Source organism: Neisseriales bacterium (assembly GCA_016699915.1).
Classification (GTDB): Bacteria; Pseudomonadota; Gammaproteobacteria; order Burkholderiales; family Q3-R57-64; genus Q3-R57-64.
This window is the reverse complement of sequence record CP064990.1, coordinates 317,927-341,641: the sequence shown is the minus strand read 5'-3', so window position 1 is coordinate 341,641 and position 23,715 is coordinate 317,927. Positions and strand designations below refer to the sequence as shown.

At 42.2% G+C, this 23,715-nt stretch carries 21 protein-coding genes and 1 pseudogene; 10 read left to right on the top strand and 12 right to left on the bottom strand.

The window, feature by feature from the left end; all coding sequences use genetic code 11:
* The first annotated feature begins 49 nt into the window (after positions 1-49).
* A complete protein-coding gene (gene dnaX, locus IPK86_01615) occupies positions 50-1,453 on the top strand; it encodes a DNA polymerase III subunit gamma/tau (GenBank protein QQS16907.1) in 1,404 nt (467 codons plus the stop codon).
* A gap of 28 nt (positions 1,454-1,481) precedes the next feature.
* Here dnaX and pdxH read toward each other — a convergent pair whose 3' ends face one another.
* Entirely contained in the window at positions 1,482-2,123 is a 642-nt protein-coding gene (pdxH, locus tag IPK86_01610; protein QQS16906.1) for a pyridoxamine 5'-phosphate oxidase, read from the bottom strand.
* Between the two features lie 163 nt (positions 2,124-2,286).
* Here pdxH and prfA point away from each other — a divergent pair, with 163 nt between their 5' ends.
* From prfA to rpe, 4 genes are all read left to right on the top strand, one after another.
* Positions 2,287-3,363 carry a peptide chain release factor 1 gene (prfA, locus tag IPK86_01605; GenBank protein ID QQS17032.1) on the top strand — a complete coding sequence of 359 codons (1,077 nt, stop codon included), beginning with the start codon at positions 2,287-2,289 and terminating at the stop codon, positions 3,361-3,363.
* Between the two features lie 11 nt (positions 3,364-3,374).
* Positions 3,375-4,775, top strand: a complete 1,401-nt coding sequence (locus IPK86_01600; GenBank protein ID QQS16905.1) for an MATE family efflux transporter — start codon at positions 3,375-3,377, stop codon at positions 4,773-4,775.
* Between the two features lie 3 nt (positions 4,776-4,778).
* A complete protein-coding gene (gene murB, locus IPK86_01595; GenBank protein QQS16904.1) occupies positions 4,779-5,822 on the top strand; it encodes a UDP-N-acetylmuramate dehydrogenase in 1,044 nt (347 codons plus the stop codon).
* Between the two features lie 109 nt (positions 5,823-5,931).
* Complete coding sequence (gene rpe / locus IPK86_01590; GenBank protein ID QQS16903.1) at positions 5,932-6,597, top strand: ribulose-phosphate 3-epimerase; 666 nt, start codon at positions 5,932-5,934, stop codon at positions 6,595-6,597.
* Positions 6,598-6,648: 51 nt separating this feature from the next.
* Here rpe and IPK86_01585 read toward each other — a convergent pair whose 3' ends face one another.
* From IPK86_01585 to pepN, 3 genes are all read right to left on the bottom strand, one after another.
* Positions 6,649-7,512 (bottom strand): acetyl-CoA carboxylase carboxyltransferase subunit beta, encoded by an 864-nt coding sequence (locus IPK86_01585; GenBank protein ID QQS16902.1) that lies wholly within the window; start codon positions 7,510-7,512, stop codon positions 6,649-6,651.
* 122 nt (positions 7,513-7,634) lie between these two features.
* Entirely contained in the window at positions 7,635-8,447 is an 813-nt protein-coding gene (truA, locus tag IPK86_01580; GenBank protein ID QQS16901.1) for a tRNA pseudouridine(38-40) synthase TruA, read from the bottom strand.
* Positions 8,440-11,091: an aminopeptidase N gene (pepN, locus tag IPK86_01575; protein ID QQS16900.1), complete on the bottom strand. Its 2,652-nt coding sequence runs from the start codon at positions 11,089-11,091 to the stop codon at positions 8,440-8,442. Before pepN ends, truA begins: the two co-directional genes overlap by 8 nt.
* 427 nt (positions 11,092-11,518) lie before the next feature.
* Between pepN and hemG the strand changes: the two genes are divergently transcribed.
* Positions 11,519-12,073 (top strand): menaquinone-dependent protoporphyrinogen IX dehydrogenase, encoded by a 555-nt coding sequence (hemG, locus tag IPK86_01570; GenBank protein QQS17031.1) that lies wholly within the window; start codon positions 11,519-11,521, stop codon positions 12,071-12,073.
* Here the strand turns inward: hemG and IPK86_01565 are convergent.
* The 8 genes from IPK86_01565 to IPK86_01530 form a co-directional block, all read right to left on the bottom strand.
* Positions 12,060-13,160, bottom strand: coding sequence for a spermidine/putrescine ABC transporter substrate-binding protein (locus tag IPK86_01565; GenBank protein QQS16899.1), 1,101 nt, complete (start codon positions 13,158-13,160; stop codon positions 12,060-12,062). The genes hemG and IPK86_01565 overlap by 14 nt on opposite strands.
* Positions 13,161-13,170: 10 nt before the next feature.
* A complete protein-coding gene (locus IPK86_01560; GenBank protein ID QQS16898.1) occupies positions 13,171-13,983 on the bottom strand; it encodes an ABC transporter permease in 813 nt (270 codons plus the stop codon).
* Between the two features lie 7 nt (positions 13,984-13,990).
* Positions 13,991-15,001, bottom strand: coding sequence for an ABC transporter permease (locus tag IPK86_01555; GenBank protein ID QQS16897.1), 1,011 nt, complete (start codon positions 14,999-15,001; stop codon positions 13,991-13,993).
* A 17-nt stretch (positions 15,002-15,018) separates the two neighbouring features.
* Complete coding sequence (locus tag IPK86_01550) at positions 15,019-16,104, bottom strand: ABC transporter ATP-binding protein (GenBank protein QQS16896.1); 1,086 nt, start codon at positions 16,102-16,104, stop codon at positions 15,019-15,021.
* 101 nt (positions 16,105-16,205) lie between these two features.
* Positions 16,206-16,622: an RNA polymerase-binding protein DksA gene (gene dksA / locus IPK86_01545; protein ID QQS16895.1), complete on the bottom strand. Its 417-nt coding sequence runs from the start codon at positions 16,620-16,622 to the stop codon at positions 16,206-16,208.
* Between the two features lie 197 nt (positions 16,623-16,819).
* Entirely contained in the window at positions 16,820-17,407 is a 588-nt protein-coding gene (locus tag IPK86_01540; protein QQS16894.1) for a hypothetical protein, read from the bottom strand.
* A 12-nt stretch (positions 17,408-17,419) separates the two neighbouring features.
* Positions 17,420-18,136, bottom strand: coding sequence for a YggS family pyridoxal phosphate-dependent enzyme (locus tag IPK86_01535; protein QQS16893.1), 717 nt, complete (start codon positions 18,134-18,136; stop codon positions 17,420-17,422).
* Between the two features lie 489 nt (positions 18,137-18,625).
* Complete coding sequence (locus IPK86_01530; protein ID QQS17030.1) at positions 18,626-18,829, bottom strand: cold-shock protein; 204 nt, start codon at positions 18,827-18,829, stop codon at positions 18,626-18,628.
* A gap of 329 nt (positions 18,830-19,158) precedes the next feature.
* Here IPK86_01530 and IPK86_01525 point away from each other — a divergent pair, with 329 nt between their 5' ends.
* From IPK86_01525 to rfbD, 4 genes and pseudogenes are all read left to right on the top strand, one after another.
* Positions 19,159-20,358, top strand: coding sequence for an SAM-dependent methyltransferase (locus tag IPK86_01525; GenBank protein QQS16892.1), 1,200 nt, complete (start codon positions 19,159-19,161; stop codon positions 20,356-20,358).
* Positions 20,359-20,540: 182 nt separating this feature from the next.
* Positions 20,541-21,967, top strand: a pseudogene (gene glnA / locus IPK86_01520) (type I glutamate--ammonia ligase).
* Positions 21,968-22,009: 42 nt separating this feature from the next.
* A complete protein-coding gene (locus IPK86_01515; protein ID QQS16891.1) occupies positions 22,010-22,774 on the top strand; it encodes a 16S rRNA (uracil(1498)-N(3))-methyltransferase in 765 nt (254 codons plus the stop codon).
* 23 nt (positions 22,775-22,797) lie between these two features.
* Positions 22,798-23,709 (top strand): dTDP-4-dehydrorhamnose reductase, encoded by a 912-nt coding sequence (gene rfbD, locus IPK86_01510; protein ID QQS16890.1) that lies wholly within the window; start codon positions 22,798-22,800, stop codon positions 23,707-23,709.
* Positions 23,710-23,715 lie beyond the last annotated feature (6 nt).

Sequence of the window (23,715 nt, the reverse complement as noted above, 5' to 3'; positions counted from 1 at the left end):
AGATAGGATACTCAATCATTGCTTTATATCAAACCAGTTTATTTTGGCTATGAGCTACCAAGTTCTCGCACGAAAATGGCGTCCAAAAAATTTTGATCACCTAGTGGGTCAGGAACACGTTGCACAAACATTAACCAATGCATTAAATAGCAACCGTCTTCATCATGCTTACTTATTAACAGGTACTCGTGGCGTAGGAAAGACAACCCTAGCACGCATTTTAGCTAAAAGCTTAAATTGTGAACAAAGCATCAGTGCGAAGCCATGCTGTCAATGCCAGGTTTGCTTACAAATTGACCAAGGCAACTTTATTGACTTATTAGAAATTGACGCAGCATCCAATACAGGCGTTGACCACATTCGCGGAATCTTGGAAGACACGCAATATGCACCGTCTATCGGACGTTTTAAAATTTACCTCATCGATGAGGCGCATATGCTTTCTAAATCCGCTTTCAATGCGATGCTAAAAACCTTGGAAGAGCCGCCCGGGCATGTTAAATTTATTTTGGCAACGACAGATCCGAATAAACTACCGATCACCATTCTCAGTCGCTGTTTAATGTTGCCACTACGCAACATGACCGTACAACAGATCAGCCAACATCTAAGTCATATTTTAGACAATGAAGCTATGGCCTATGAAGCAAATGCCCTAACCTTTTTGGCACAAGCAGCAGAAGGTTCAATGCGTGATGCACTCTCTTTATTAGACCAAGCCATCGCTTATCATCCAACAGGTTTGGATGAACAAAGTGTCCGCACCATGCTAGGCGTAGCCAACCACCAATCGCTGCTAACACTCTTAACATATCTAGCTACTCACCAAAGCGATCAATTCATCGCATTGGGCGAAGCTTTGCTGATAGAAGGAGTTAGTCCCAGTGCTACACTATGGGCTATGGCAGCTTCGTTACACCAAATCGCTTTATTACAAAGTATCCAACATGCTCCGGTAGAGGACGATATCAACCGCAATCAATTGCTAGAACTTGCACGACAATTGTCCCCTGAAGACCTCCAGCTTTACTATCAAATTGTGATACATGGTAGACGCGATCTTGCTTTAGCTCCTGACGAGGCAACCGGGTTTTTAATGACATTACTGCGACTCTGTGCTTTCCAAGGAATAGAGGACAAACCAAACCAACCACAAGTAGTGTCATCAACCACTCGAACTGCCTCTAGAATAAACCCTTGCAACGAAACTGCACAAAATACAAAAACTCTACAAAATCCCGATATCCCGCTTGCGTCTACTCACACCCCAACACTCGGAACAAGCGATCCACAATATGCTACAGCATGCAATCTGCTCGAAAAACGTCAACAAATACAACAACAAGCCTGTGATTTGCTAGAAAATGATCCCTTCGCTCAAACGCTCAAGAAAGAATTTGGCGCTGTATTACTGACTGAGACCGCCAAACTTCGCACGACCACTGCATCCTAAATCAACCTTGCAAAATAACCAACAGCACTTACGGTGCTAAGCGCACCTTTTTCCAACCATCTGTTGCATGTTGCGTATAGCATACCCGATCATGCAAACGACTTGGCCTTCCCTGCCAAAACTCAACCCGCATCGCTGTTAACTGGTATCCACCCCAGTTTGGCGGGCGAGGAATCGCTACGGGATAGCGCATACCATATCGTACAACTTGCTTAAGCAGTGCTGATTTGCTTGTTATGACAGCACTTTGATCAGAGGCCCAAGCGCCTAATCGACTTCGATAAGGTCGACTTGCAAAATACGCATCTGAAGCAGATTCAGGTAATTTGTCAACAGATCCCTCCACACGAATTTGGCGCTCCATCTCTGGCCAAAAAAAGACAAGCGCTGCATAAGGATATTCGGCGATATCTTGTCCCTTACGGCTCATATAATTAGTGAACCAAATTAATTTACCTTGTTCAATGCCTTTGAGTAATACAACGCGAGCCGATGGCATGCCACTACCACTAGCCGTAGCCAGTATCATCGCTGTCGGATCAAATACTTGGGCATGTACCGCTTCATGGAGCCATTTTTCTAGCTGTGCCAGCGGATTAGCCAAACAGGATCTAGGCGATAGGCGCTGCTTTGCGTACTCTCGACGAATGGCGGCTAGATTTAAAACCATAATATCCCCCTATTTAAATAATTAACTAAGGGTGCATATTTCAGTACTATGTTCCCTTATTATCGTAATATATCCTGTCATCGTAGCCATCTTACTGACTTTTATCGGATAATTCACATTCAATTGCCGTTTTAATCACTTACATATTCTCTATACCATGTCTATAAAACCTGCTATGCTTGCAAAATTGATGCAATCAGAAAAACGCCTTGAAGAAGTCGCTACATGTTTGGCGGGTGAAACCATCACAAAAAATATTGAACAATATCGCCGTTTAACACGTGAATATGCAGAGCTCTTGCCTCTTGTTAAAGCTTTTCGGGCATGGCAAAGCATTCAATCGGATCGATCTGCTGCACAAGAGATGCTTAGTGATCCAGAACTACAAGTGTTTGCACAAACAGAATTGGAAGTCGCAGAACAGCACGAACAGTCGCTGATACAACAACTGAATATCTTGCTTATTCCTCGTGATCCACAAGATGAACGCAATATATTTTTGGAAATTAGAGCTGGTACAGGTGGTGATGAAGCAGCGCTTTTTGCGGCGGATCTGTTGAGAATGTATGTCACATTTGCTGAAAAAAATAGCTGGAAAATTGATGTGATTTCGTCTAGCGCATCAGATCTAGGTGGCTATAAAGAAGTGATTATGCATATCACCGGATCGTATGTTTACGCCAAAATGAAGTTTGAATCAGGCGGGCACCGCGTGCAACGTATTCCAACGACCGAATCCCAAGGACGCATTCACACATCAGCCTGTACCGTTGCAGTACTACCTGAAGCAGATGAAACAACACAAACAAGCATTAATCCTGCCGATTTGCGCATTGACACTTTTCGTGCAAGCGGTGCTGGCGGACAACATATTAATAAAACAGATAGTGCTGTGCGTATTACCCATTTACCTTCAGGTCTTATTGTTGAGTGTCAAGATGATCGCTCTCAACATCGTAATAAAGCCAGCGCATTGGCTGTTTTGGCAGCAAGGCTTGACGACATGGCCAAACAAGAACGTCAACAAAAAGAAGCAACATTGCGCAAAAACCTGATTGGATCAGGAGATCGCTCAGGGCGTATACGTACTTATAATTATCCCCAAAATCGCGTCACTGAGCATCGCATTAATTTAACGCTTTACAAGCTTGAAGCTGTTTTAAGCGGTGAACTCAATGAAATCATCCAAGCGCTTCAGCTCGAATATCAAGCTGAACAATTAAATTGGCTTGATACATAAGGATCAATACCGTGCTGTTTGGTCTGCGACAATTACCTACTCATACTTGTTATCAGGAAGCCAAGACACTCTTTTGCTTAACCTATCCAATGTTCCTTGCGCAAGGTATCCAAGTTTCCATTGGATTTGCTGAGATTTTAATTATCAGCCCACTCGGTCAAGAGGCAACTGCTGCTTTATCCATTGGCTCTACCATTTTTTTTACTGTCTGGGTGATGTTATTGGGTGCTATTTCTTCCGTTAGTGCTATTGTCGCTCGCCAATACGGTCAACAAGTCGCACCATATTCAGTAGGTCAGGTAGGGCAACAAGCACTGTGGTACGGATTGCTGTTAAGTGTGGTGGGTATCTTGTTACTCAGCGGCATGACGCAGTTGCTTGATCGCTACCTCAATATGCCACAATCCATCATCAACGAAACTGTCTTATTTATAAACGTGATCATGCTAGGACTACCTGGCTCTATGCTTTACCTTGCAGCAACTGAATATACTGCCAGTTTATCCCGCACAAAAATTATTATGATGACCAACCTATGCGGACTTTTCGTGAATATTCTCTTGGATTATATTTTGGTACACGGTCTATGGAATGCACCACAGATGGGCGTTTGTGGCTGTGCTGCAGGTCGTGCTATAACTTATTGGTTTAATAGTGCTTTCATATTATTTTATATTAGCCGGCACACTGGTTATAAACCATTTGGATTATTTCGTTGCTTTGCCCGACCACATATACAAGTTATCTTTCACCTCTTACGCATCGGATTTTTTTCTGGGCTTTCCTACCTTTTGGAGATATGCCTTATCACAGCTGCCACAGTGATTGGCACACATTTTGGTGCAGCCTATGTTGTTAGCCAAAACATCGTCATTAATTTTTGCAGCATTCTCTACATGCTCCCGCAGAGTTTTTCTATTGCGCTTTCAATACGTATTAGTGAAAAAATTGGTCAAAATCAATTGCAGGATGCAAGGGCGCTTTGTGGTATAGGATTACTTGTTAGCCTCATGCTCGCTTTGATTTTTAGTATTGTTATTTGGATCATGCGCTATCCAATTATGGATCTGTATAGTAACGATACATCGGTCATCGCGATAGGCGCATCACTGCTATGGCTGGGTGCCTTATTTCTTGCTTTTAATGATGTACAGACTGTAGCCTCGGGGGCATTACGTGGCTATAAAAAAACAATGAACGCCTTATTTATTCACCTTATCACCTATTTAGGTATAGGTATTCCCTTGGCCTATTGCTTAGCGTTACCCACTCCGTTGAATCAGTGGTTCGGCCATGTATTGACTATCGGCTGGCAGGGCACATGGATTGGTATAGTCGCAGGTCTATTGACCGCATCGATAGCCTTGTTTATCTATTTATCTTACGTGACTAGACGAGAAAAAATTAATTGAGCTATGCTTAACCATTTTGAAGAACAAGTTTGTCTACAGCCCTATAATACATTTCGTATTTGTGCTTACGCACAATACTTCTTACGCTTAACCTCATGGGATACCTTGATTAAGCTCAAAAAAGAAGGTGTCTATCGTGCTGCACCTTTTTATCTGGGGCAAGGCAGTAATACAATTCTGAGTGATTTAGTACTTACCAGACCGATCATCAAAAACGAGCTAAAAGGTATCCGTTGGTTATCTGCTGATAAAGATACTGTTTGTGTAGAAGTCGCAGCGGGTGAATCTTGGGATGAGTGGGTTCGATACACACTAACCAAAGGCTGGTTTGGACTGGAAAACCTCAGCTTAATTCCCGGAACAGTTGGTGCTGCACCTATCCAAAATATAGGTGCTTATGGTGTTGAGGTGTCTTCTTGTATTGATAGTGTTGTTTGCGCTGATTTGTCCGACCCGAAGAACCGAACTCTTATTCTATCTCATCATGACTGTTGCTTTAGCTACCGAAATAGTTTATTTAAAACCACAGCAGGTCAAACACTATTCGTTATTGCCGTGCGATTTCGATTAACGACCTGTCCTAAAACGACAACAGCATATGGTGAGATTCGTCAACAATTGCAAAAAATGGGTATTGCTAGTCGCTCTCCAACACCTTTTGAGGTCGCCGAAGCCATCATCACTCTACGTCGCCAAGTACTGCCTGATCCGGCACAATTCGGCAATGCAGGAAGTTTTTTCAAAAACCCTGTGGTCAGCTCACAACACGCCCACACTTTACTGAAAACTTATCCCCATTTACCTACCTACCCTCTTGAAAATAACCAAATCAAATTGGCTGCCGGATGGCTCATTGAACAGGCTGGATTAAAAGGATATCGGGTGGGCGATGCAGCGGTTCATCAGGATCACGCCTTAATTTTGATTAATAAGGGGCAAGCTAGCGGACAAGATGTGGGCAAGCTCACCCGCTATATACAAGAAGTTGTTGCGCAACGCTATGGTATTGTGCTTGAGCCAGAACCTGTTTTTTTAACGAACGCGTGACGTGCAAATTACAAATTTTGCCCATAATCCTTAATATAGTTAACGCATAGGTTGCCGGATAACTTAAAATGGACACTTATACTGGTTTTTGGTCAGAAAAAAGTCAGCCATGATGCGCATTGTACCCAGTTTATTATCTGCCGATTTTGCTTGTCTCGGTCACGAGGTTCAAACTGTTTTAGAAGCGGGTGCTGACTGCATTCATTTGGATATCATGGATAACCATTATGTGCCGAATTTAACCTTCGGACCAATGGTATGTCAAGCTATTCAACCCTACTGCAATGCCCCTATTGATGTTCATTTAATGGTTCGCCCTGTTGATGAAATGGTTCAACAATTTGCTCAAGCAGGAGCTCACATCATTACTTTTCATCCCGAAGCTACGGATCATATTGACCGCACGATTCGCTTGATTCATGAATGTGGATGTAAAGCTGGGCTGGCTTTTAACCCGGCTACACCACTGACCTATTTAGATCACACGCTTGATCAACTCGAAGTTGTTTTAATCATGCTTGTCAATCCAGGTTTTGGTGGTCAGCAGCTTATTCCCTTCCTAGTTGAAAAAATTCGTCAAGCTAAGGCACGCATACAAGCTTTGCCCATCGCACAACAAAACAATATATGGCTAGAAGTTGATGGTGGCGTTACAGACGATAACATCGTAACCCTTGCTGCGGCTGGTGCTGACACTTTCGTTGCTGGTTCAGCTATTTTTGGTGCCAAGAACTACACATCCGCCATACAAAAAATGCGACAGGCTCTCTCTTAAAACAGGCAATAAACAATCTTTTTTGAATTTCACAAATCCCACACCCCCCCCCTAAAACGCTTTGGGCTGGTGCATGAGCAACGAGATCAAATTGGCAATACATGTCTTCATGCGTCTACGATCCACGATCATATCAATAGCTCCCTTTCCCAGCAAGAATTCAGCCTTTTGAAAACCCTCTGGGAGCGTTTCATGCACTGTGTGCTCGATCACTCTCGGTCCAGCAAAACCGATTAACGCATTGGGTTCAGCCATAATAATATCTCCCAAAAAGACAAAGGAAGCAGATACACCACCCATAGTCGGATCGGTAACTACTGAGATAAAGGGAAGTTTAGCATCAGTAAGGAGTTGCAGGGCGGCACTAGTTTTGGCCATTTGCATCAATGAACTGAGCCCTTCTTGCATACGCGCACCACCCGATGTTGCAACACAGATAAATGGGATATGATCAGCTACTGCTTGGCGAATACCCTCAACAAATCGCTCGCCAACCGCAGAACCCATTGACCCGCCTATAAATTTAAATTCAAAAGCAGCAACAACAACTGGCAAACCCAGCAATTGACCTTGCATAATAACGATAGCTTCGCTCTCTCCAGTTTCGATACTGGCCATTTTTAAACGTTCAGGATAGCGTTTCCTATCTTTAAAACGCAAAATATCCACAGAAGTAATATGTTGACCGATTTCGCGTCGATAATCTGGATCTAACAGGTAATCAATACGCATTCTTGCTGATAAATGATGGTGGTAACCGCAGTGCTGGCAAACGTACAAGTTATCCTTCAAATCAGTATGATGCAAGACCGTTTCACAAGCCTCACATTTACTCCAAATACCTTCCGGTACAGCCGAAGTTTTTAGTTGATTACGTTTAATTTTTGGAGGAAAGATCTTGTCTAGCCAGCTCATACCCATTCCTTAAGCAATCCAAGCAACTATGCCGTTTAGAGCGTAAAAGCTTGTTCATTGTACAGACTATTTTAGTTCTGTCCACTATTTAATAGGGTTTGGCTTATGGTTTATTGGATTGTTTATCTTGCGTGTTTTAAAAGAGCAAAAACTTTGGAGGGTGCGGCAGTTTTAGGTAACTTGAAAACCTTGGGATAATAGACATCGGTTAAATAAAGACCATCAGGCATGAAGGTAGGTGGGGCACCGGATCGTTTTTTACTGGCCAATAAACTCTGTAGATGCTGATAAGTCAGTACACCTTTTCCAACATAAATTAAGGCGCCCATTATATTGCGCACCATATGATGCAAAAAACCATCGGCTTTAAAGGTACAGCAAAATAAATGGTCGTGCCGAACAATGGTGAGTTGGTATAGGGTTCTAATAGGAGATTTAGCTTGACATGCACTAGACCGAAAACTGGAAAAATCATGTTGACCAATGAAAATTTGGGCTGCCTGTTGCATACTTTGTATATCCAATGGCTGAAAACACCAGCCCACTTGGCCATGCAAAAAACCAGGGCGCGTTGGGCGACAAAGTAGCCAGTAGCTATATTGGCGTGATAGCGCACTGAAGCGAGCGTGAAAATCACTTGGCATGTGTTGAGCCCATTGAATGGCGATGTTAGGTGGCAGATAACGATTGACACCACGAACCCAAGCGTTCAATGGACGATGTGCAAAAGTGTCGAAATGAACAACTTGTCGTGTAGCATGCACGCCCGTATCCGTTCTGCCAGCAGCATGTACTGTAATTTTTTCTTGTGCAATGATGGATAAAGCAGCTTCAAGGCTACCTTGCAGTGTTTGCTGATGCGTTTGGCGTTGCCAACCTGCAAAAAGTTGGCCATTGTATTCCAATCCCAGCGCAATACGTGTGGCATTATTCATAAACAGCCATGATTTTTTCGGCAATTTCTCGCACATTTTTAGATATTTTTGGCACAGCAAGTATAGTCTGTAACTGCAAAGCCATTTGTTGTTGATACTTGGTTTCCATTTTTTTTAAGCAGCTAAAACCTTTGACAAGATAACTGGCTACTTGTGGGTTAAAGCGATCAATATGGACAATTTTTCGAGCAACAAAACGGTAACTGCTACCATTGGCGGCATGAAATATAGGAACATTACTCGCTAATGTACCCAGCAACGCCAATATTTTGTTGGGGTTCCTTTGAGCAAAAGCAGGGTGTTTAAAGGCTTGCTTGACTTGAGTTAAAGTATTGGGCAGTGTGCTAGCTGCCAATAAATGAAAATACTTATCCATGACTAAAGCATCTTGTATATAGCGTTGACTAAATGCTTCCAGACAAGTGCTGCGTTCGATACAATCGATGTGGTTTAAAGCGCGCAGTGCACCCATTTGATCAGTTATATTTTCAGCTAATATAAACTGCTGTTTAGCCGCTTTGATGGCCTGCTTGTATTGTGGTACATCATTTAACATAGCAAGCGACAGATCTCTTAGTGCTCTTAAGCCTACTGCTTGTGCTGAAACTTGCTTGAGCGCACGAGTAGTTTGCTCAAAAATCTGCCACCATCTGTCACAAAACGTCTGAGCAAGTTTGGCTGATAAAGTTCGAATTGTGCAATGTATCTTTTGGGGGTTGGCATGGTCTAACCACTCAAGCATTTCTTTTTGGTTAGGTAAACTTAGCAAGAGCGCTTTGTAATCAGGCGCAATATTTTGGTGGCTGAGTACAAACGACCAAGCTTCAATGAGCATCTCAAAGATAACATGGATTTCTGCTGTGTTGGTATAGGAGGCTAACAGCAGTCGTTTTGCTAATAATTGACCAGCCTCCCATCGTGCAAAGCCATCACTATCGTGCATCATTAGCCATGCTAAGTGTTCGTTCTTCCAGTTAACATTAAGCTTTATTGGCGCTGAGAAATTTCTTAATAAAGAAGGTACTGGTTCGCAGGGTATCGCTTTAAATTCAAAGCGTTGTACAGCCTTTGTAATAAATAACACGCAATCAGTATTGCCCTGCTGAGTGATTTGGTTGCAATACAGAGGCAGCGCTTGGCCAGTTTGACTGATCAAACCAATAGCTAGCGGAATATGAAGCAATCTTTTTGTGCGTTGATCCGGCGTAGCGGGCGTATGTTGTGTAACGGTTAAGGTATATGTTTGTTGTCGAGGGCGATAGCAGGTCTTCACGCTGACTTGAGGAGTACCGGATTGTTCGTACCAGTAACTAAACTGCTTAAGATCTATTTGACCAGCTTCCGACATAGCAGCAATAAAATCTTCACAAGTTGCTGCTTGACCGTCGTGGCGTTGAAGGTAGAGTGCCAAACCACGTTTAAAGTTTGCTTGCCCCAAAAGGGTTTGACACATTCGAATCACTTCAGCACCTTTTTCATAAACGGTAGCCGTATAAAAATTGTTAATTTCTATGTAGGTATCTGGGCGAACGGGGTGTGATGTAGGGCCACTATCCTCTGCAAATTGTAAAAGGCGCAACTTTCGTACATCTTTAATGCGTGAAACAGCTGGGTCACTGAGTGTTTCACCGAATAATTGTTCACGAAAGACGGTCAAGCCCTCTTTTAAGGACAATTGGAACCAATCTCTACAAGTAACCCGATTACCCGTCCAATTGTGAAAGTATTCATGCCCGATAACTTTAGCAATATCAATGCATTCATCATCTGTAGCGGTGAATGGATCAGCAAGCACATATTTGGTATTAAAAATATTGAGCCCTTTGTTTTCCATAGCACCCATATTAAAGTCTTTGACAGCAACAATCATGTAAATATCCAAGTCATACATCAAATTGAAGTATGCTTCATCCCATGTCATCGCTTTTTTAAGTGATGACATCGCATAAGCAACTTTGTGTCGATCAGATGCTTCAGTCCATATCTCTAACTGTGTCGCTTTACCATCCTTTTTGATGAATGTATCTTGAGTCACGACCAATTGGCCCGCTACTAGAGCAAACAAATAAGCTGGTTTACGGTATGGATCATGCCAAGTAACCCAGTGCTGATGCTCATCAAGATTGCCTGTATCAATTTTATGGCCATTACTTAACAAAACAGGATATTGCTGTTTATTCGCAATAATCATCGTGGTAAATTTTGATAACACATCGGGTCGATCAAGATAGTAGGTGATTTCACGAAAACCTTCCGGTTCGCACTGTGTAAAGAGATGATTACCTGAAGCATAAAGCCCCATAAGCTGTGTATTTTTCCAAGGATGAAGGACTGTGATAATTTCCAAAGTAAAATTGTCAGTTGCCTGCGTAAGGATCAATTGTGTCTTCGTTAATTGATAACACGATGCATCCAATGTTTTGCCATCTTGTGCAACAGCGAGCAATGTCGCAGAGCCATCCAGTACACAAGGCGCAACAGGGGTATTTAGGTTGCGTCGTAACGCAAGCTTTGCAGTGACTTTCACCATATCGGATGTGATATGAAAGATCAGATAAGTCTGATCAATTAGCCAGCTTGGAGCGGTGTAGCGATGTCGCTGATACCTATGATTATGGTCTTGATGGATCAAGTTTGTTAGCATAAGGTTGAGCATTCAATACATTAATAATGGACGCTATTTTACAGATCAAGAACGCCATAAGGATAAAAAAATACAGGTATGCCATGCAAAGAGTTTTTAATAAAAAATATTGTTGCCGTATTCTATTTTTTATTCTACATTTCTCTTAAAATGTAGAAAAGTGGGATCATTTTATGATGGTTAGTTAGTGCCTCCTGTAAAATTTAACTCAGTAAGATGGTGGTGCGTTGCTTTCATTACGTTGCTTTGTAAAATTGCTTTGTAAAAAATTTGTTGTTAGCCTGGCTGTGCTTTGCACAACCTTCTGTGGCGGTTGCCTCTGAGTTGTCCTGGTCAAGTAACCTAAATAAAAGTCAAGTATCTATTTGACTATCAACTATCGCATTAATAGAACAGAAAAACCTTATTTTTAGCTGGAACCAGGATGATTAAAATACTTTTGTTGTATTCGACTTATGATGGGCATACGCGAGAAATTGCAAACAAGGTGGCAGCACAACTCAAGCGTGTAGGTTGTGCGTTTGATTTGTTTGATTTCAATCAGTTACCGACTATTGTTTTAGCGGATTATAACGCTGTACTGATTGCAGCTGCTATTCGCTATGGGCACTTTCATGAGAGTGTCATCCAGTTTGTGAAAACTCATCGCATTCTCTTAAATACCAAACTAACAGCTTTTTTGGGTGTGTGTTTGGTAGCAAGAAAACCAAATAGACAATTGCCAGATCACAACATCTATTTGAAAAAATTCCTGCGCCGCACCAAGTGGCATCCAACTCTATGTGAGGCTGTTGCTGGCGCTTTACGGTACCCAAGATACACTTGGTTAGATAAGCAACTGATCCGATGTATGATGTGGTTCACAGGAGGCGAGACAAATACCAATAAAGAAGTGGTTTATACAAACTGGCAGCAAGTAGAGCGGTTAGTTGATACCTTGGTACAAGCCCTTAAAAAAAATAGTATAACTAGCGTAGTTTAATTTTTGACCAAAGATGATTCAGTTGACGCCTTTGCGTCATATTGAGTTCAGGTAACTGGTACAGATTTTGCATTTGTGCTTGGCTCGGTAAAATGGCGTGATTTTTTTTAACGTGATAGTCAATATAAGGAAGCGCTGCTTTATTGGGGTTACCTAGACCTAATTGGTTGGTGAGAGCAGCTGCATTTTTACCTTCTAGCATGAAGTTAATAAATTGATAGGCTAAAGATTCGTTAGCTGAGTGACACAAGATCACAAAGCTATCCATTGCCAGCACATTTCCTTCTTTTTGTAGTCCAAAGTCAATTTGAAAAGCTCTTTTAGTCCTTTCTGTATAACGTTTTGCTTGATAAAAATCACTTGAGTAGCCCATGGCCACCCAAATGTTACCAACGGCCAATTCTTTCATGTAGCTTTGGTTGTTAAATGCTGCCCAATAAGGTTTGGCTTTAATGATGACTTGGCTGGCAACAAGCCAATCCGTTAGATTGGTGCTATTTGGATTTTTACCCAAATATAGTAAGGCTGCTGCGATGAGTTCATGCTGTGAATCTAACACAGTCACTCGGCCTTTCATTTTTTTTAGCAAAGTAGGATCAAATAGGAGTGCCCAAGTATTTATTTTTGTATGTAAACCAAGCTTTTTTAATTGGGTAACGTTATAACCTAACATCGTAATGGTAAAGGCGTAAGGTACGCTAAATAGACGGGACTGATTGAAATGATGATGTAAATATTTTTTATCAAGATTACGAATATTAGGTAGCTTACCTCTATTAAGCGGTACAATTTTTTTCTGCTTTTTTAAGGTTTCTACCGCGTAGTCAGTCGGCACGACAATATCATATCCTCTAGCACCTGCCATCAGTTTGGCCAGCATTTCTTCATTGTCACCATAAAAATCTTCTGAAATTTTGCAATGGTATTTGGTTTCAAAGGCCTGAGCAATCGTCTTTGGTAGGTAGTCATTCCAGTTATAAAGATGTAAGACATTTGCTAAAACTGTCGATGTAAAAAATACCGTAACAAGTCCTAGAAAGGATCTAGTAACAACATAATTGCCCTTTAAGAACAGACTATTTTTCATGCACGGTTACCTAGTTTTGACCACGAAAAACACGAGGTGCGATACGCATTACGAGTACTGTAACAACAAGCGAAAAAAGAATCAGTAAAGTCGATACAGCATTAATTTCTGGCGTTGCAGTAACCCTAATTTTTGTATAAATTTCTAACGGTAAAGTAGTGACACCCGCTCCAGCCGTGAAAAAAGTAATGACAAAATCATCTAGTGATAAAGTAAATGACATGAGTGCACTGACGATAATACTCGGCATAATGACTGGTAACGTAACCAACCGAAAAGCTTGAAAAGGTGTTGCGCCCAAATCTCTTGCTGCTTCAACAAGGCTAGCATCCATACCTTTTAACCGTGCACATACCACGATGGCAACCAATCCGATGCAAAAAGCAATGTGAGCAATAATAACTGTTGTGAAACCGAGCGCTAGGAAATCCCAGTTAAATAGTTCAGTAAAACATTGATTAATGGCTACAAAAAAAATGACGAGGCTACATCCCATCAGTAATTCTGGAATAGCGATTGGAATCAACACCAAAAGAGGTAGAAGATGTAGTTTGAATTGATGCATCGCAATACCAGCTAACGTACCCAGAAACGTTGCTGCGGCACTAGATACCAAGGCAATGACAACAGAATTACGGGTCGCGGCAAAGAGTCGGTCATCATGAAAGAGCTGTTGATACCAATAACCCGTAAATCCTTCCCATTCAGCGTTAAGCGGTGAGCTATTAAACGAGAACCATACCACAACACATAAGGGAAGATATAAAAATAGGTACGTGCCGATTGACATGCCGTATAGCCAATAATTATGTTGTCGATGCATTGCAACCCTACACTTTCTTTGAGATGGCTTGCTGCATATAACGGGCTCTAAATTGGTATATTTGGGTACGTAGGCGTTGCCAATTGGCTATAGCCATGCTCAATGCTATAACAAGCAGTATGCTCAAGGTTAGCAGGATGGATAAAGTGGAACCAAAAGGCCAGTCTCTTGTTTCAAGCATCTGCTGTTTGATGAAATTGCCAATCATCATGGACTGTGTACCCCCTAAAATCTCTGGAATAGCAAACATGCCAAGCGACGGAATAAACACTAAGATAGCGCCAGCAAAGATACCAGGAAGCGACAAAGGAAACGTGATACGCCAGAAGCACTGATAGCTGCTTGCGCCAAGATCTTGTGCTGCATCCAGTAAAGCCATGTCATGTTTTTCAAGGTTGGCATAAAGCGGCAAAATCATAAAAGGCAGATGAACATATACCATAGCAAGCATCACAGCAAATGATGTAAACATGATCTGTATAGGCTCAAAACCCATTTGTTGAAGTATCCAGTTGACGGCGTAGGAAAATCCAGATTGTGGTCCTAAAATAATTACCCAAGCATAAACCCGCACTAAGAAACTAGACCAAAAGGGTAGGATCACGAGTAGCAGCAATAGATTGCGATATTTTTTACTGCTGCGCGCAATGACCCAAGACAACGGGTAGGCCAATATAATACATAACAAAGTCGTCAGTGCCGCAGTATAAAATGAGGTCAAAAAGAGTTTCCAGTAAAGCGGTTCTGCAAAGAAATATTGGAAGTTTTCAATCGTGACATGCCAGACAGTATGCCCTGCTTGCGACGTATGAAGAGGTGCGAGCCCACCATATTCTCCAGGATACCGCAATGCGGCTATGAACATGATGGTCGTCGGAACTAAAAAAAACACAATCAGGTAAAGCAGAGGCGGCCAAGATAGCAGACGCTTATTGAGGCGCTGACGCTGTAGTACAACATACCGTTTGCCAAATTTGGCAGCTTTATGCCATAAACTGAAACGAATGGGTGAGAACATGGCTATATCATCTTATGTTATGCCATTAAGAACCGCCCCGCATCATGATGCCAAGCGATTTCTACTTCATCATTATCATCAAAGAACTTAGCAACGCCCAATCTATTGTTAGGTAGCATTGCTTCGATTAATATGCCTTCTGCAACTTCTACAATATAGATTGTGACATCTCCCAGATATAGGCAGTCATGTACAGTACCTTTAAAGTAAACCTCTCTAGGTAATTCAGGCAATTCTTTATCAAGCTTAATTTTCTCAGGTCTAATAGCTAGCCATCCTAATTGACCAATACTAACGCCGGGAGTAGTGGAACATTGTACGGCACCGCAGCTTTTAATATGGACTGTCATGACCTCATCATGAATGGCTTGAACAGTACCTTCTAGAATATTACATTGTCCAATGAAATCAGCCACAAATCGATTTTTAGGCAAGCTATATATTTCTTCAGGAATATCCATCTGCTCAACTTTGCCTTGATTCATGACCGCAATACGGTCTGACAAGGCAAGTGCCTCTCCTTGGTCATGTGTGACATAGATGAACGTAATCCCCACTTCCTTTTGCAAATTGATCAACTCAATTTGCATTTCTTCACGTAATTTAGCATCAAGTGCTGAGAGTGGCTCATCCAGTAACAGTAGGCGAGGCCTGTCCACTAGTGCCCTTGCAATAGCAACGCGTTGACATTGGCCACCAGACATTTCATTTGGATAGCGGTTACCAAACTCCAGTAATTGCACATCTTCAAGCAATTCATTGACTTGGCGGTCAATATTGACAGCTTCCCATCCTGCCATTTTAAGCGGAAAGGCAATATTTTGCCGGACTGTCATATGCGGAAATAAGGCATAGTTTTGAAAAACGGTATGTACGGGTCGCCTTTCTGGTGGCATAGTCAGTAAATTTTTGCCATCCAAACGAATAGTACCTGTATCAGGACACTCAAAACCAGCAAGCATGCGAAGCAAGGTCGTCTTGCCACAACCAGATGGACCGAGGATTGTAAAAAATTCGCCTGAAGTGATGGATAAACTGATGTCATCAACAGCAACATAATCGCCAAATCGCTTCACAACATGGCTAATTTCTAAAAGCGCCATCCCGATTCCTTATTTCAAATAGGTGTAGGGGTGCTATGCCTAGGATATTCTAAATCAACTTTACGTTGTTATACCGCAGCACTTAGGTAACATCCAATAGCCTAGTCGGCATACTGGCGTTTTATTAATTCTCTTCTTTCCTGTGCTTCCACAGATAATGTTGCTGTGGGACGAGCTAATAATCTTTTCATGCCAATAGGTTCAAAGGTGTCTTCACAGTATCCGTATCGATTTTCCTCAATACGCTGTAAGGCGGATTGAATTTTTAGTAGCAATTTTCTTTCACGATCTCTAGCACGCAGTTCTAACGCATATTCTTCTTCGAGCGTAGCGCGGTCAACTGGATCCGGCGTTGCATTTTGCCCCTTTAGATAATCTGTCGTGGCGTCAGCATTGGATAGCAATTCTTTTTGTAATATCTGTAAGCGCTCTTTGAAGAACGCCAAATGATCCGGATTCATATAGGGGCTAGTTTTTTCATCCCAGTTCATGATATCTTGCTCTGTTAATTTTGCCATAATCCACCCTCCAAACCATGCAATGCTCTGTTTAATGCTGCAGTGCACCTTCTCCCCAATATCGACCAAACAGTCAACCTACCAAAGGGCGCTCATTATAATACCAAAATTTTGCTGTATACCGCTTGTCATACAAAATTAATTATCTTGATAAGATTGCCAACATAGCTATCAAAAAACACCCATTTTCTTATCGTTTATTTAACGGTTAATTGTAGTAGAGCAATACTCTGTTTTTCTAACCCTTGAATGACTGGCATCCCTATCAACTGTATGAGCAATACTACAATTAGACCAAACCAGTATAGACGATTCATTCGGATGGGTTGCGCACATTTTAATAGTTGCTTGACAAGATTATTGATAGCACCAGTAAACACGCTAACTGGATACAACCAATTGAATAGCCAACTGGCTATGATGAGTACCGTGGTTAACATGCATAGCTGGCGTATCAGGTCAATGCATGTTAGTAACAGGATGCCTATCCATGTGTACCAGGCAAAAAAATCATAATCTAATAATGGATGCGTAGCCAGCGTGAAGATGTTAACCCATAAAGCAATGCTAAAAATAGCGATTACCACACAAAAAATGGGTTGGCAAAATCGGATACAGTTTAAAAAAGGAGACAAGATCCATTGCGTAAACCCAACACTAAAGAGCATGATGGGATGTTGCGAAGATATATTGCTTCGCACCAGCGTGCCGCGTAACATCAGCATCAGTATGAGCCAGTCAGCAAAAAGCCGTAATACAACATGCCCGAATTCCCAGCTTGTCATCCATATGCCTTATTAGTTAGTGATCGTGATCTTATTTTGGTTAGGGCGTTGACCGAAAATTGCTGTACCTATCCGAATATGCGTAGCTCCTTCAGCAATAGCATGTTCCAAATCATGCGACATGCCCATTGATAAGACATCTACAAAAATACCAGCTTCAGATACCTGCTGATGTAAGTGACGCAGCAGTGCAAATTGTTCGCTCAGTGCCTTGCAAGACAAATGTTGGTTAGGAACACACATTAAACCACGTAACCTGATGTTAGGTAATGTCGTAATTTGTTTGGCCAGCGGCAGTAGATTGGCAATAGGACAACCCTGTTTTTGTGGTTCCGCAGATATATTAACTTGGATACATACATTCAGATGTGGCAATGTATCAGCGCGTTGTTCAGATAAACGTTTAGCAATGCTGAATCGATCAATGGTATGTACCCATTGCGCATACTCGGCAACAATGCGTGTTTTATTGGACTGCAAGTTACCAATGAAGTGCCAAGTTATATCGTCATCACGTAAATGCATGGCTTTTGCTTTAAATTCTTGCGCATAATTTTCGCCAAAATGTTGACAACCTGCCGCATAAGCTTCACGTATAGTGTTGACTGAAAAATGTTTACTAACCGCAATTAAACAGATGGATTCAGGTACTCGGCATGCAGCGTGCGCTGCCTTAGCGATACGCCGTTGCACGTCTTCAAGAGCCTGTAAAATACTTGAGCGATTCATAGCAATCGTTGTTTAGCCCAAGCTAAATTTACCATACAAGCAAACATTATATGGCCAAACCATCGGCTGCGTTTCTTTGTTGATGTCATTCAAGTGTGTTTGCCAACAAGGCAGGTTCCTGCACAATGATAAAAATAGGGCGATCAATCATTTTGATGTTGCATTAAACGAAGCTTACCACCATGCTATCTTATATCCATGTTCCGGCCAATGGTCAATCCATTGCGTTTAGGTAAACTCGCGATGATGTTAAGACATATCGATTGGATCAAAACAGCTGATGACATTGCAAAGCGTGTAGAATAAGTATTGTACGATAAACAGGTTACATATGATTTGGCTAGGTTTATTGATGATGCAAAAAAGGTCAGCTATAGTGGATTCGGCGACGCTATGATAGCGAACAGGTCATCTTATAACTTTGGGAATATACTGATTAAAAACCCGCCAAAGGCGGGTTTTTAAAGGTTCTTTGTAAATATCTACAAACTAGGCAGCTTGAATATTTGAAGCCTGCTTCCCTTTTGGACCCGTAACAATGTCAAACGAGACATGCTGCCCTTCCTTCAGGGACTTAAATCCGGACATGTTAATTGCAGAAAAATGTGCGAACAAATCCTCGCCCCCTTCATCTGGCGTAATGAAACCGAATCCTTTAGCGTCATTGAACCATTTCACAATACCTGTTGCCATGTAACTTCCTAATAAAACTTGAGGCTGGTGAGACCGAAACACGCTCATACTTGCTGCTCACTTGTAACAACCACGAACGCAACACCGGCCGACATTGTCTCTAACTATTATTTACACGTCAAGTAAATTGATGAATCTCATCCAAAAAATGCAGTATATAGATACCTTGCAGCATATAATATGCTGTTAAATAAAACACCAACTACCATATATTGTGCTATTTAGTACTTTAAATAGCGATGACCATATTTCGTTTGCAGAAGTTATTGATACGATGAAGGTAAGATGAGCAGCCATGCTTCATGAATTAATCGGGAATAGTTAACACCATGCCCTCAAAAAGCGATACGCCCGATTTCTCCTATTTATCTACTCACCTAACCTTTCCCGAAGTCACCGCTTCAGAAAAGGTAGCTAGTGGTAAGCTACAACAGCACATTGCTAACGCTATCAAAAACCATGGCGGCTGGATTCCCTTTTCGCATTATATGGACATGGCGCTGTATTACCCCAATTTGGGTTATTACATGCGACATAATCAGCGATTCGACTTATTGGGAGACTATACAACTGCCCCAGAATTAACAGCATATTTTGCCAAGATCTTAGCAAGGCAGGTTGCTGAAATTTTACCCTATTGCAACCATACCCTCTATGAATTCGGAGCTGGAAGCGGTTCACTGGCTTGGCATTTATTGCGTGAATTAGACAGCATGGGTACAATGCCAAAAGCGTATTATATCTTGGATATATCGCCTGCATTGATCCGGACGCAGCAAGCCAAACTACAATGTTACATTGATCAGCAACAACCTCGTGTTCAATGGATACAACAATTACCTGCTCAAGTAACAGGGCTATTGATTGGAAACGAATTGTTGGACGCAATGCCTTGTGAATTAATATATTGGGCTGAATCTTCCGTTTTACGGCGTGGCATACAGCTTTATGAAAATCGTTTTGAATGGGCTGATCAGCCGATTGCTGATGCGTGGCTTGCGCAATATGCACGAGCTCTATGGCCAGGTAAATCCTATCTGTCGGAAGTTAGCCTTGCACAACGTGCTTGGTTAATGGATATAGCAAAGCGTTTGACAAAGGGTGCTGTGTTATTGATTGATTATGGCTTTCCTCAGAGGGAATATTATCATCCCCAACGGATACATGGCACCTTACTTGGTCATTACAAACAGCATGTCATAGATAATCCGCTATTTCAGCCAGGCTTAGTAGATTTAACGGCACATGTTAATTTTACCGCTATTGCTGAAACTGCTATCGCACAAGGTTTAACGCTAGTTGGTTATACAACACAAGCAAACTTTTTGATTAATGGCGGTATATTGGGTGACTTGGCTGATTTGAAGCATGTCAGTAGCTCGGGGCATTATTTTGAAGAAGTAAGCGCTATACAGCGATTGCTGTCCGATGCTGAGATGGGTGATTTGTTTAAAGTGATTGGGTTGTCCAAAAACATCCCAACAACATGGCTGTGTTTTGCCAAGCATGACCAAAGCCATTTGCTGTGATTCGCGATCATCGATTGGAGTTCCTCAGTGATTCACGCTTTGATGATTGAGTTTACAAGGCAATACTGGTACAGTACTAGGTTAAGAAAATGAGTCAATGTGCTTTCCCTTGTAGCAAGATAACGGGTAGATTAAATTGCAGTATTTTTAAACCAAAACAAGCCATGTTGAGGAGGTAAGTGATGTCGGCTGCTGACGTACTAAAAATAGTGAAAGAAAAAAACATCAAATTTATCGATATCCGTTTTACCGATTTGTGCGGTCAAATGCACCACGTCACTATGCCGACAAGTGTCGTGCAAGATAGCCTCCAAGAATGGTTACAAAAAGGACGTATTTGCGATGGTTCGTCCATGCCTGGCTGGCGGGAAATTAATAACTCAGATATGTTGCTTATGCCCGACACCACAACTGCCAAGATTGATCCTTTTTTTGATGAACCAACCCTTTTTATAACTTGTGATGTCATTGATCCGAATCATGCTAAAGCTAAAGCAGGTTATGACCGTTGTCCGCGTACTATCGCAAAACGCGCTGAAGCTTATTTAAGAAGCTTTGATCCAGATTATGTAGGTTATTTTGGACCAGAACTCGAATTTTTTATTTTTGACAGCGTGACTTGGAAAACCGATATGTCGGGTACGTTTGTTAAAATCGAATCGGAAGAGGCTGCATGGTCTTCTGGAAAATCTTACGAAGGCGCCAATACGGGGCATCGCCCCAATGTTAAAGGGGCTACTATGCAATGCCACCTGTGGATAGTGGCCATGATCTTCGCTCTGCGATTTTGTTAGCGATGGAGGAAATGGGCATTCATGCTGAAGTCCATCATCACGAGGTGGGTACTGCCGGGCAAAGTGAGGTCGCTAGCCGATTCTCGACTCTGACAGAGCGCGCCGATTGGACGCAAATTTCCAAGTATATCGTGCGTAACGTTGCGCATCACTACGGCAAAACCGCTACATTTATGCCCAAGCCAATTGTAGGAGATAATGGCTCTGGGATGCATATTCATCAATCGCTATGGAAAAAAGGGCAAAATTTGTTTGCAAGCGATCAACCGGGCGGTTTGTCAGATATTGCACTTTACTATATCGGTGGTATTATTAAGCATGCTAGAGCACTTAATGCTATCACCAATCCGGGCACCAATTCTTATAAGCGTCTTGTGCCACATTACGAAGCCCCTGTTAAGTTAGCTTACGCACCTTCTAACCGTTCAGCTGCTATTCGCATTCCCTATGCAACAAATTCCAGCGCGTGTCGTGTAGAAGTGCGTTTTCCAGATGCGTTATCAAATCCTTATTTGTGTTTTGCCGCTTTGCTATTGGCAGGGCTGGATGGCATTAAACAAAAAATTCATCCCGGTGCAGCAACAAGCAAGAATCTTTATACGCTTACCGCTGAGGAAAATAAACAGATCCCAACAGTATGCGCCTCGTTGGAAGAAGCACTGGGTGCACTGGCTGAGGATCACGCTTTCTTATTACAAGGTGGCGTATTTAGTCAAGACTTTATTGATGCTTATATCAAAGTTAAAACTGATGAAGTAAACTTGCTGCGTACCATTACACATCCTATTGAGTTTGAAATGTACTACAGCCTGTGAATAAAGACTGTTAAATCTGCTTAGCTTTTAACTTAACCTATCATGCCTAGGTTCTATGTTGCAACCTCGCCTCGCATTGGAAAGTGGCAACTGCCTGAATCGGTTGTTCGCCATATCCATGTGTTACGCTTAAAAGCTGGTCAAACATTAGCGCTATTTTGCGGAGATGGCTACGAATACCCCGCTACGCTTGAAAATATAACACGCCAAACAGCCTGGGCACAGGTTGGTGCGCCACAGCATATTGATCGTGAATGTCCCTTGTGGATTGGTTTGGCGCAAGGGATTTCTTGCTCAGAGAGTATGGTTTTTACACTGCAAAAAGGGGTAGAAATGGGTGTATGTGCATTTCAGCCACTCCTCATGAAGCGCTCTATAGGTAAACAGTCACAACAAGATTTGGTGGCAAAATTAGCAAGATGGCAAGCGATTATCATTGCCGCCTGTGAGCAATGTGGCCGAAATATTATTCCAACAATCTATCCTGTGCAGTCCTTTTCATCATGGGTAAACAGGTTAAGAAGTGATGTATCCACTAAATGGCTCCTATCGCCAGATGCAACCACTATGCCATCTGATGAGCGTCCTAGTAAAATTTGGATGATGGTAGGCCCGGAAGGAGGCTTAGATCCGCAAGAGCAACAATTGGCTATTCAAAATGGCTGGTTAGCCGTTCGCTTGGGTCCTCGCGTACTACGCACTGAAACTGCAGCATTATCTGCCGTGTCGGCTTTACAGGCACTATGGGGAGATTATTGTATTACCGGATTGAAAAGTGAAACAGTCACTCGTTATCCTGCGCAATAGGATAAGGAAAGCAACCAATTGGTATGACGCGTATTATCTTATTCGGTAAAAATGGTAGGCTCGGTCAGAGGCTCTGTTGTTACTTGGATTTATTAGGTCAAGTTACAGCAATAGATCGCATCACATGTGATATTACGGATAGCCATGCATTGCGCTGTCTCATGCGTCGCATACAACCTCATATTATCATCAACGCAGCAGCCTATACGAATGTGGATCAAGCTGAATCGGATGCTGCTTTGGCGCATTGGACTAATGCAGAGGCCGTTGGCGTGCTGGCTCAGTTGGCTACGCATTATGGTGCTCTTTTTGTACATTATTCGACAGACTATGTGTTTGATGGGCAGCAACTCACCCCTTACCTTGAAACAGATAGGACGCATCCATTATCTGTCTACGGAAAAAGTAAGCTTGCGGGTGAAAAACTAGTATCCATTTACACCGATCGCTATCTTATTTTTCGCACCAGTTGGTTATTTGATTCTCAAGGCAGGAGTTTTCCTAAGATAATTTTACAATCTGCGTATCTTAATCAAGCGATATATGCTGTTGACGATGAATTTGGGGTACCCACTGCAACGATTGATGTGGCTATAGCAACCTGCCAGGTACTCAAACAGTATATTCAAACGCAAGAGCCATCTTTATTTCCTTATGGTCTTTACCACTTATCGTCACAAGGCAAAACGAGCCGGTTTGATTATGCACAAAAGGTACTGAATATTGCCAAACATCATGATACGCAAGGCTATGTGTTAGGTCATCTTTATCCGCTATCAACCTCAATACAACCGCAGCGTGCAAAGCGTCCCCATACAGTTGAATTGGCAACAACCTTATTCAACTCTACTTTTGGCATCAAGCTGCCAGATTGGATGGGTCGCCTCCTTGCAGTCGTGCCACAATGGATGCGCGAAATATTGCATGATTTGTAATGGCAT

Bases quoted from the DNA above. Each gene is read 5' to 3' on its own strand.
- dnaX (QQS16907.1), top strand. From the start codon at position 50: ATGAGCTACCAAGTTCTCGCACGAAAATGGCGTCCAAAAAATTTTGAT.
- dksA (QQS16895.1), bottom strand. From the start codon at position 16,622: ATGGCAAAATTAACAGAGCAAGATATCATGAACTGGGATGAAAAAACT.
- murB (QQS16904.1), top strand. From the start codon at position 4,779: ATGCTTAACCATTTTGAAGAACAAGTTTGTCTACAGCCCTATAATACA.
- pdxH (QQS16906.1), bottom strand. From the start codon at position 2,123: ATGGTTTTAAATCTAGCCGCCATTCGTCGAGAGTACGCAAAGCAGCGC.
- IPK86_01565 (QQS16899.1), bottom strand. From the start codon at position 13,160: ATGAAAAATAGTCTGTTCTTAAAGGGCAATTATGTTGTTACTAGATCC.
- IPK86_01585 (QQS16902.1), bottom strand. From the start codon at position 7,512: ATGAGCTGGCTAGACAAGATCTTTCCTCCAAAAATTAAACGTAATCAA.
- IPK86_01555 (QQS16897.1), bottom strand. From the start codon at position 15,001: ATGTTCTCACCCATTCGTTTCAGTTTATGGCATAAAGCTGCCAAATTT.
- IPK86_01540 (QQS16894.1), bottom strand. From the start codon at position 17,407: ATGACAAGCTGGGAATTCGGGCATGTTGTATTACGGCTTTTTGCTGAC.
- pepN (QQS16900.1), bottom strand. From the start codon at position 11,091: ATGCTAACAAACTTGATCCATCAAGACCATAATCATAGGTATCAGCGA.
- IPK86_01525 (QQS16892.1), top strand. From the start codon at position 19,159: ATGCCCTCAAAAAGCGATACGCCCGATTTCTCCTATTTATCTACTCAC.
- IPK86_01530 (QQS17030.1), bottom strand. From the start codon at position 18,829: ATGGCAACAGGTATTGTGAAATGGTTCAATGACGCTAAAGGATTCGGT.
- rpe (QQS16903.1), top strand. From the start codon at position 5,932: ATGATGCGCATTGTACCCAGTTTATTATCTGCCGATTTTGCTTGTCTC.
- IPK86_01515 (QQS16891.1), top strand. From the start codon at position 22,010: ATGCCTAGGTTCTATGTTGCAACCTCGCCTCGCATTGGAAAGTGGCAA.
- truA (QQS16901.1), bottom strand. From the start codon at position 8,447: ATGAATAATGCCACACGTATTGCGCTGGGATTGGAATACAATGGCCAA.
- IPK86_01535 (QQS16893.1), bottom strand. From the start codon at position 18,136: ATGAATCGCTCAAGTATTTTACAGGCTCTTGAAGACGTGCAACGGCGT.
- IPK86_01560 (QQS16898.1), bottom strand. From the start codon at position 13,983: ATGCATCGACAACATAATTATTGGCTATACGGCATGTCAATCGGCACG.
- rfbD (QQS16890.1), top strand. From the start codon at position 22,798: ATGACGCGTATTATCTTATTCGGTAAAAATGGTAGGCTCGGTCAGAGG.
- IPK86_01550 (QQS16896.1), bottom strand. From the start codon at position 16,104: ATGGCGCTTTTAGAAATTAGCCATGTTGTGAAGCGATTTGGCGATTAT.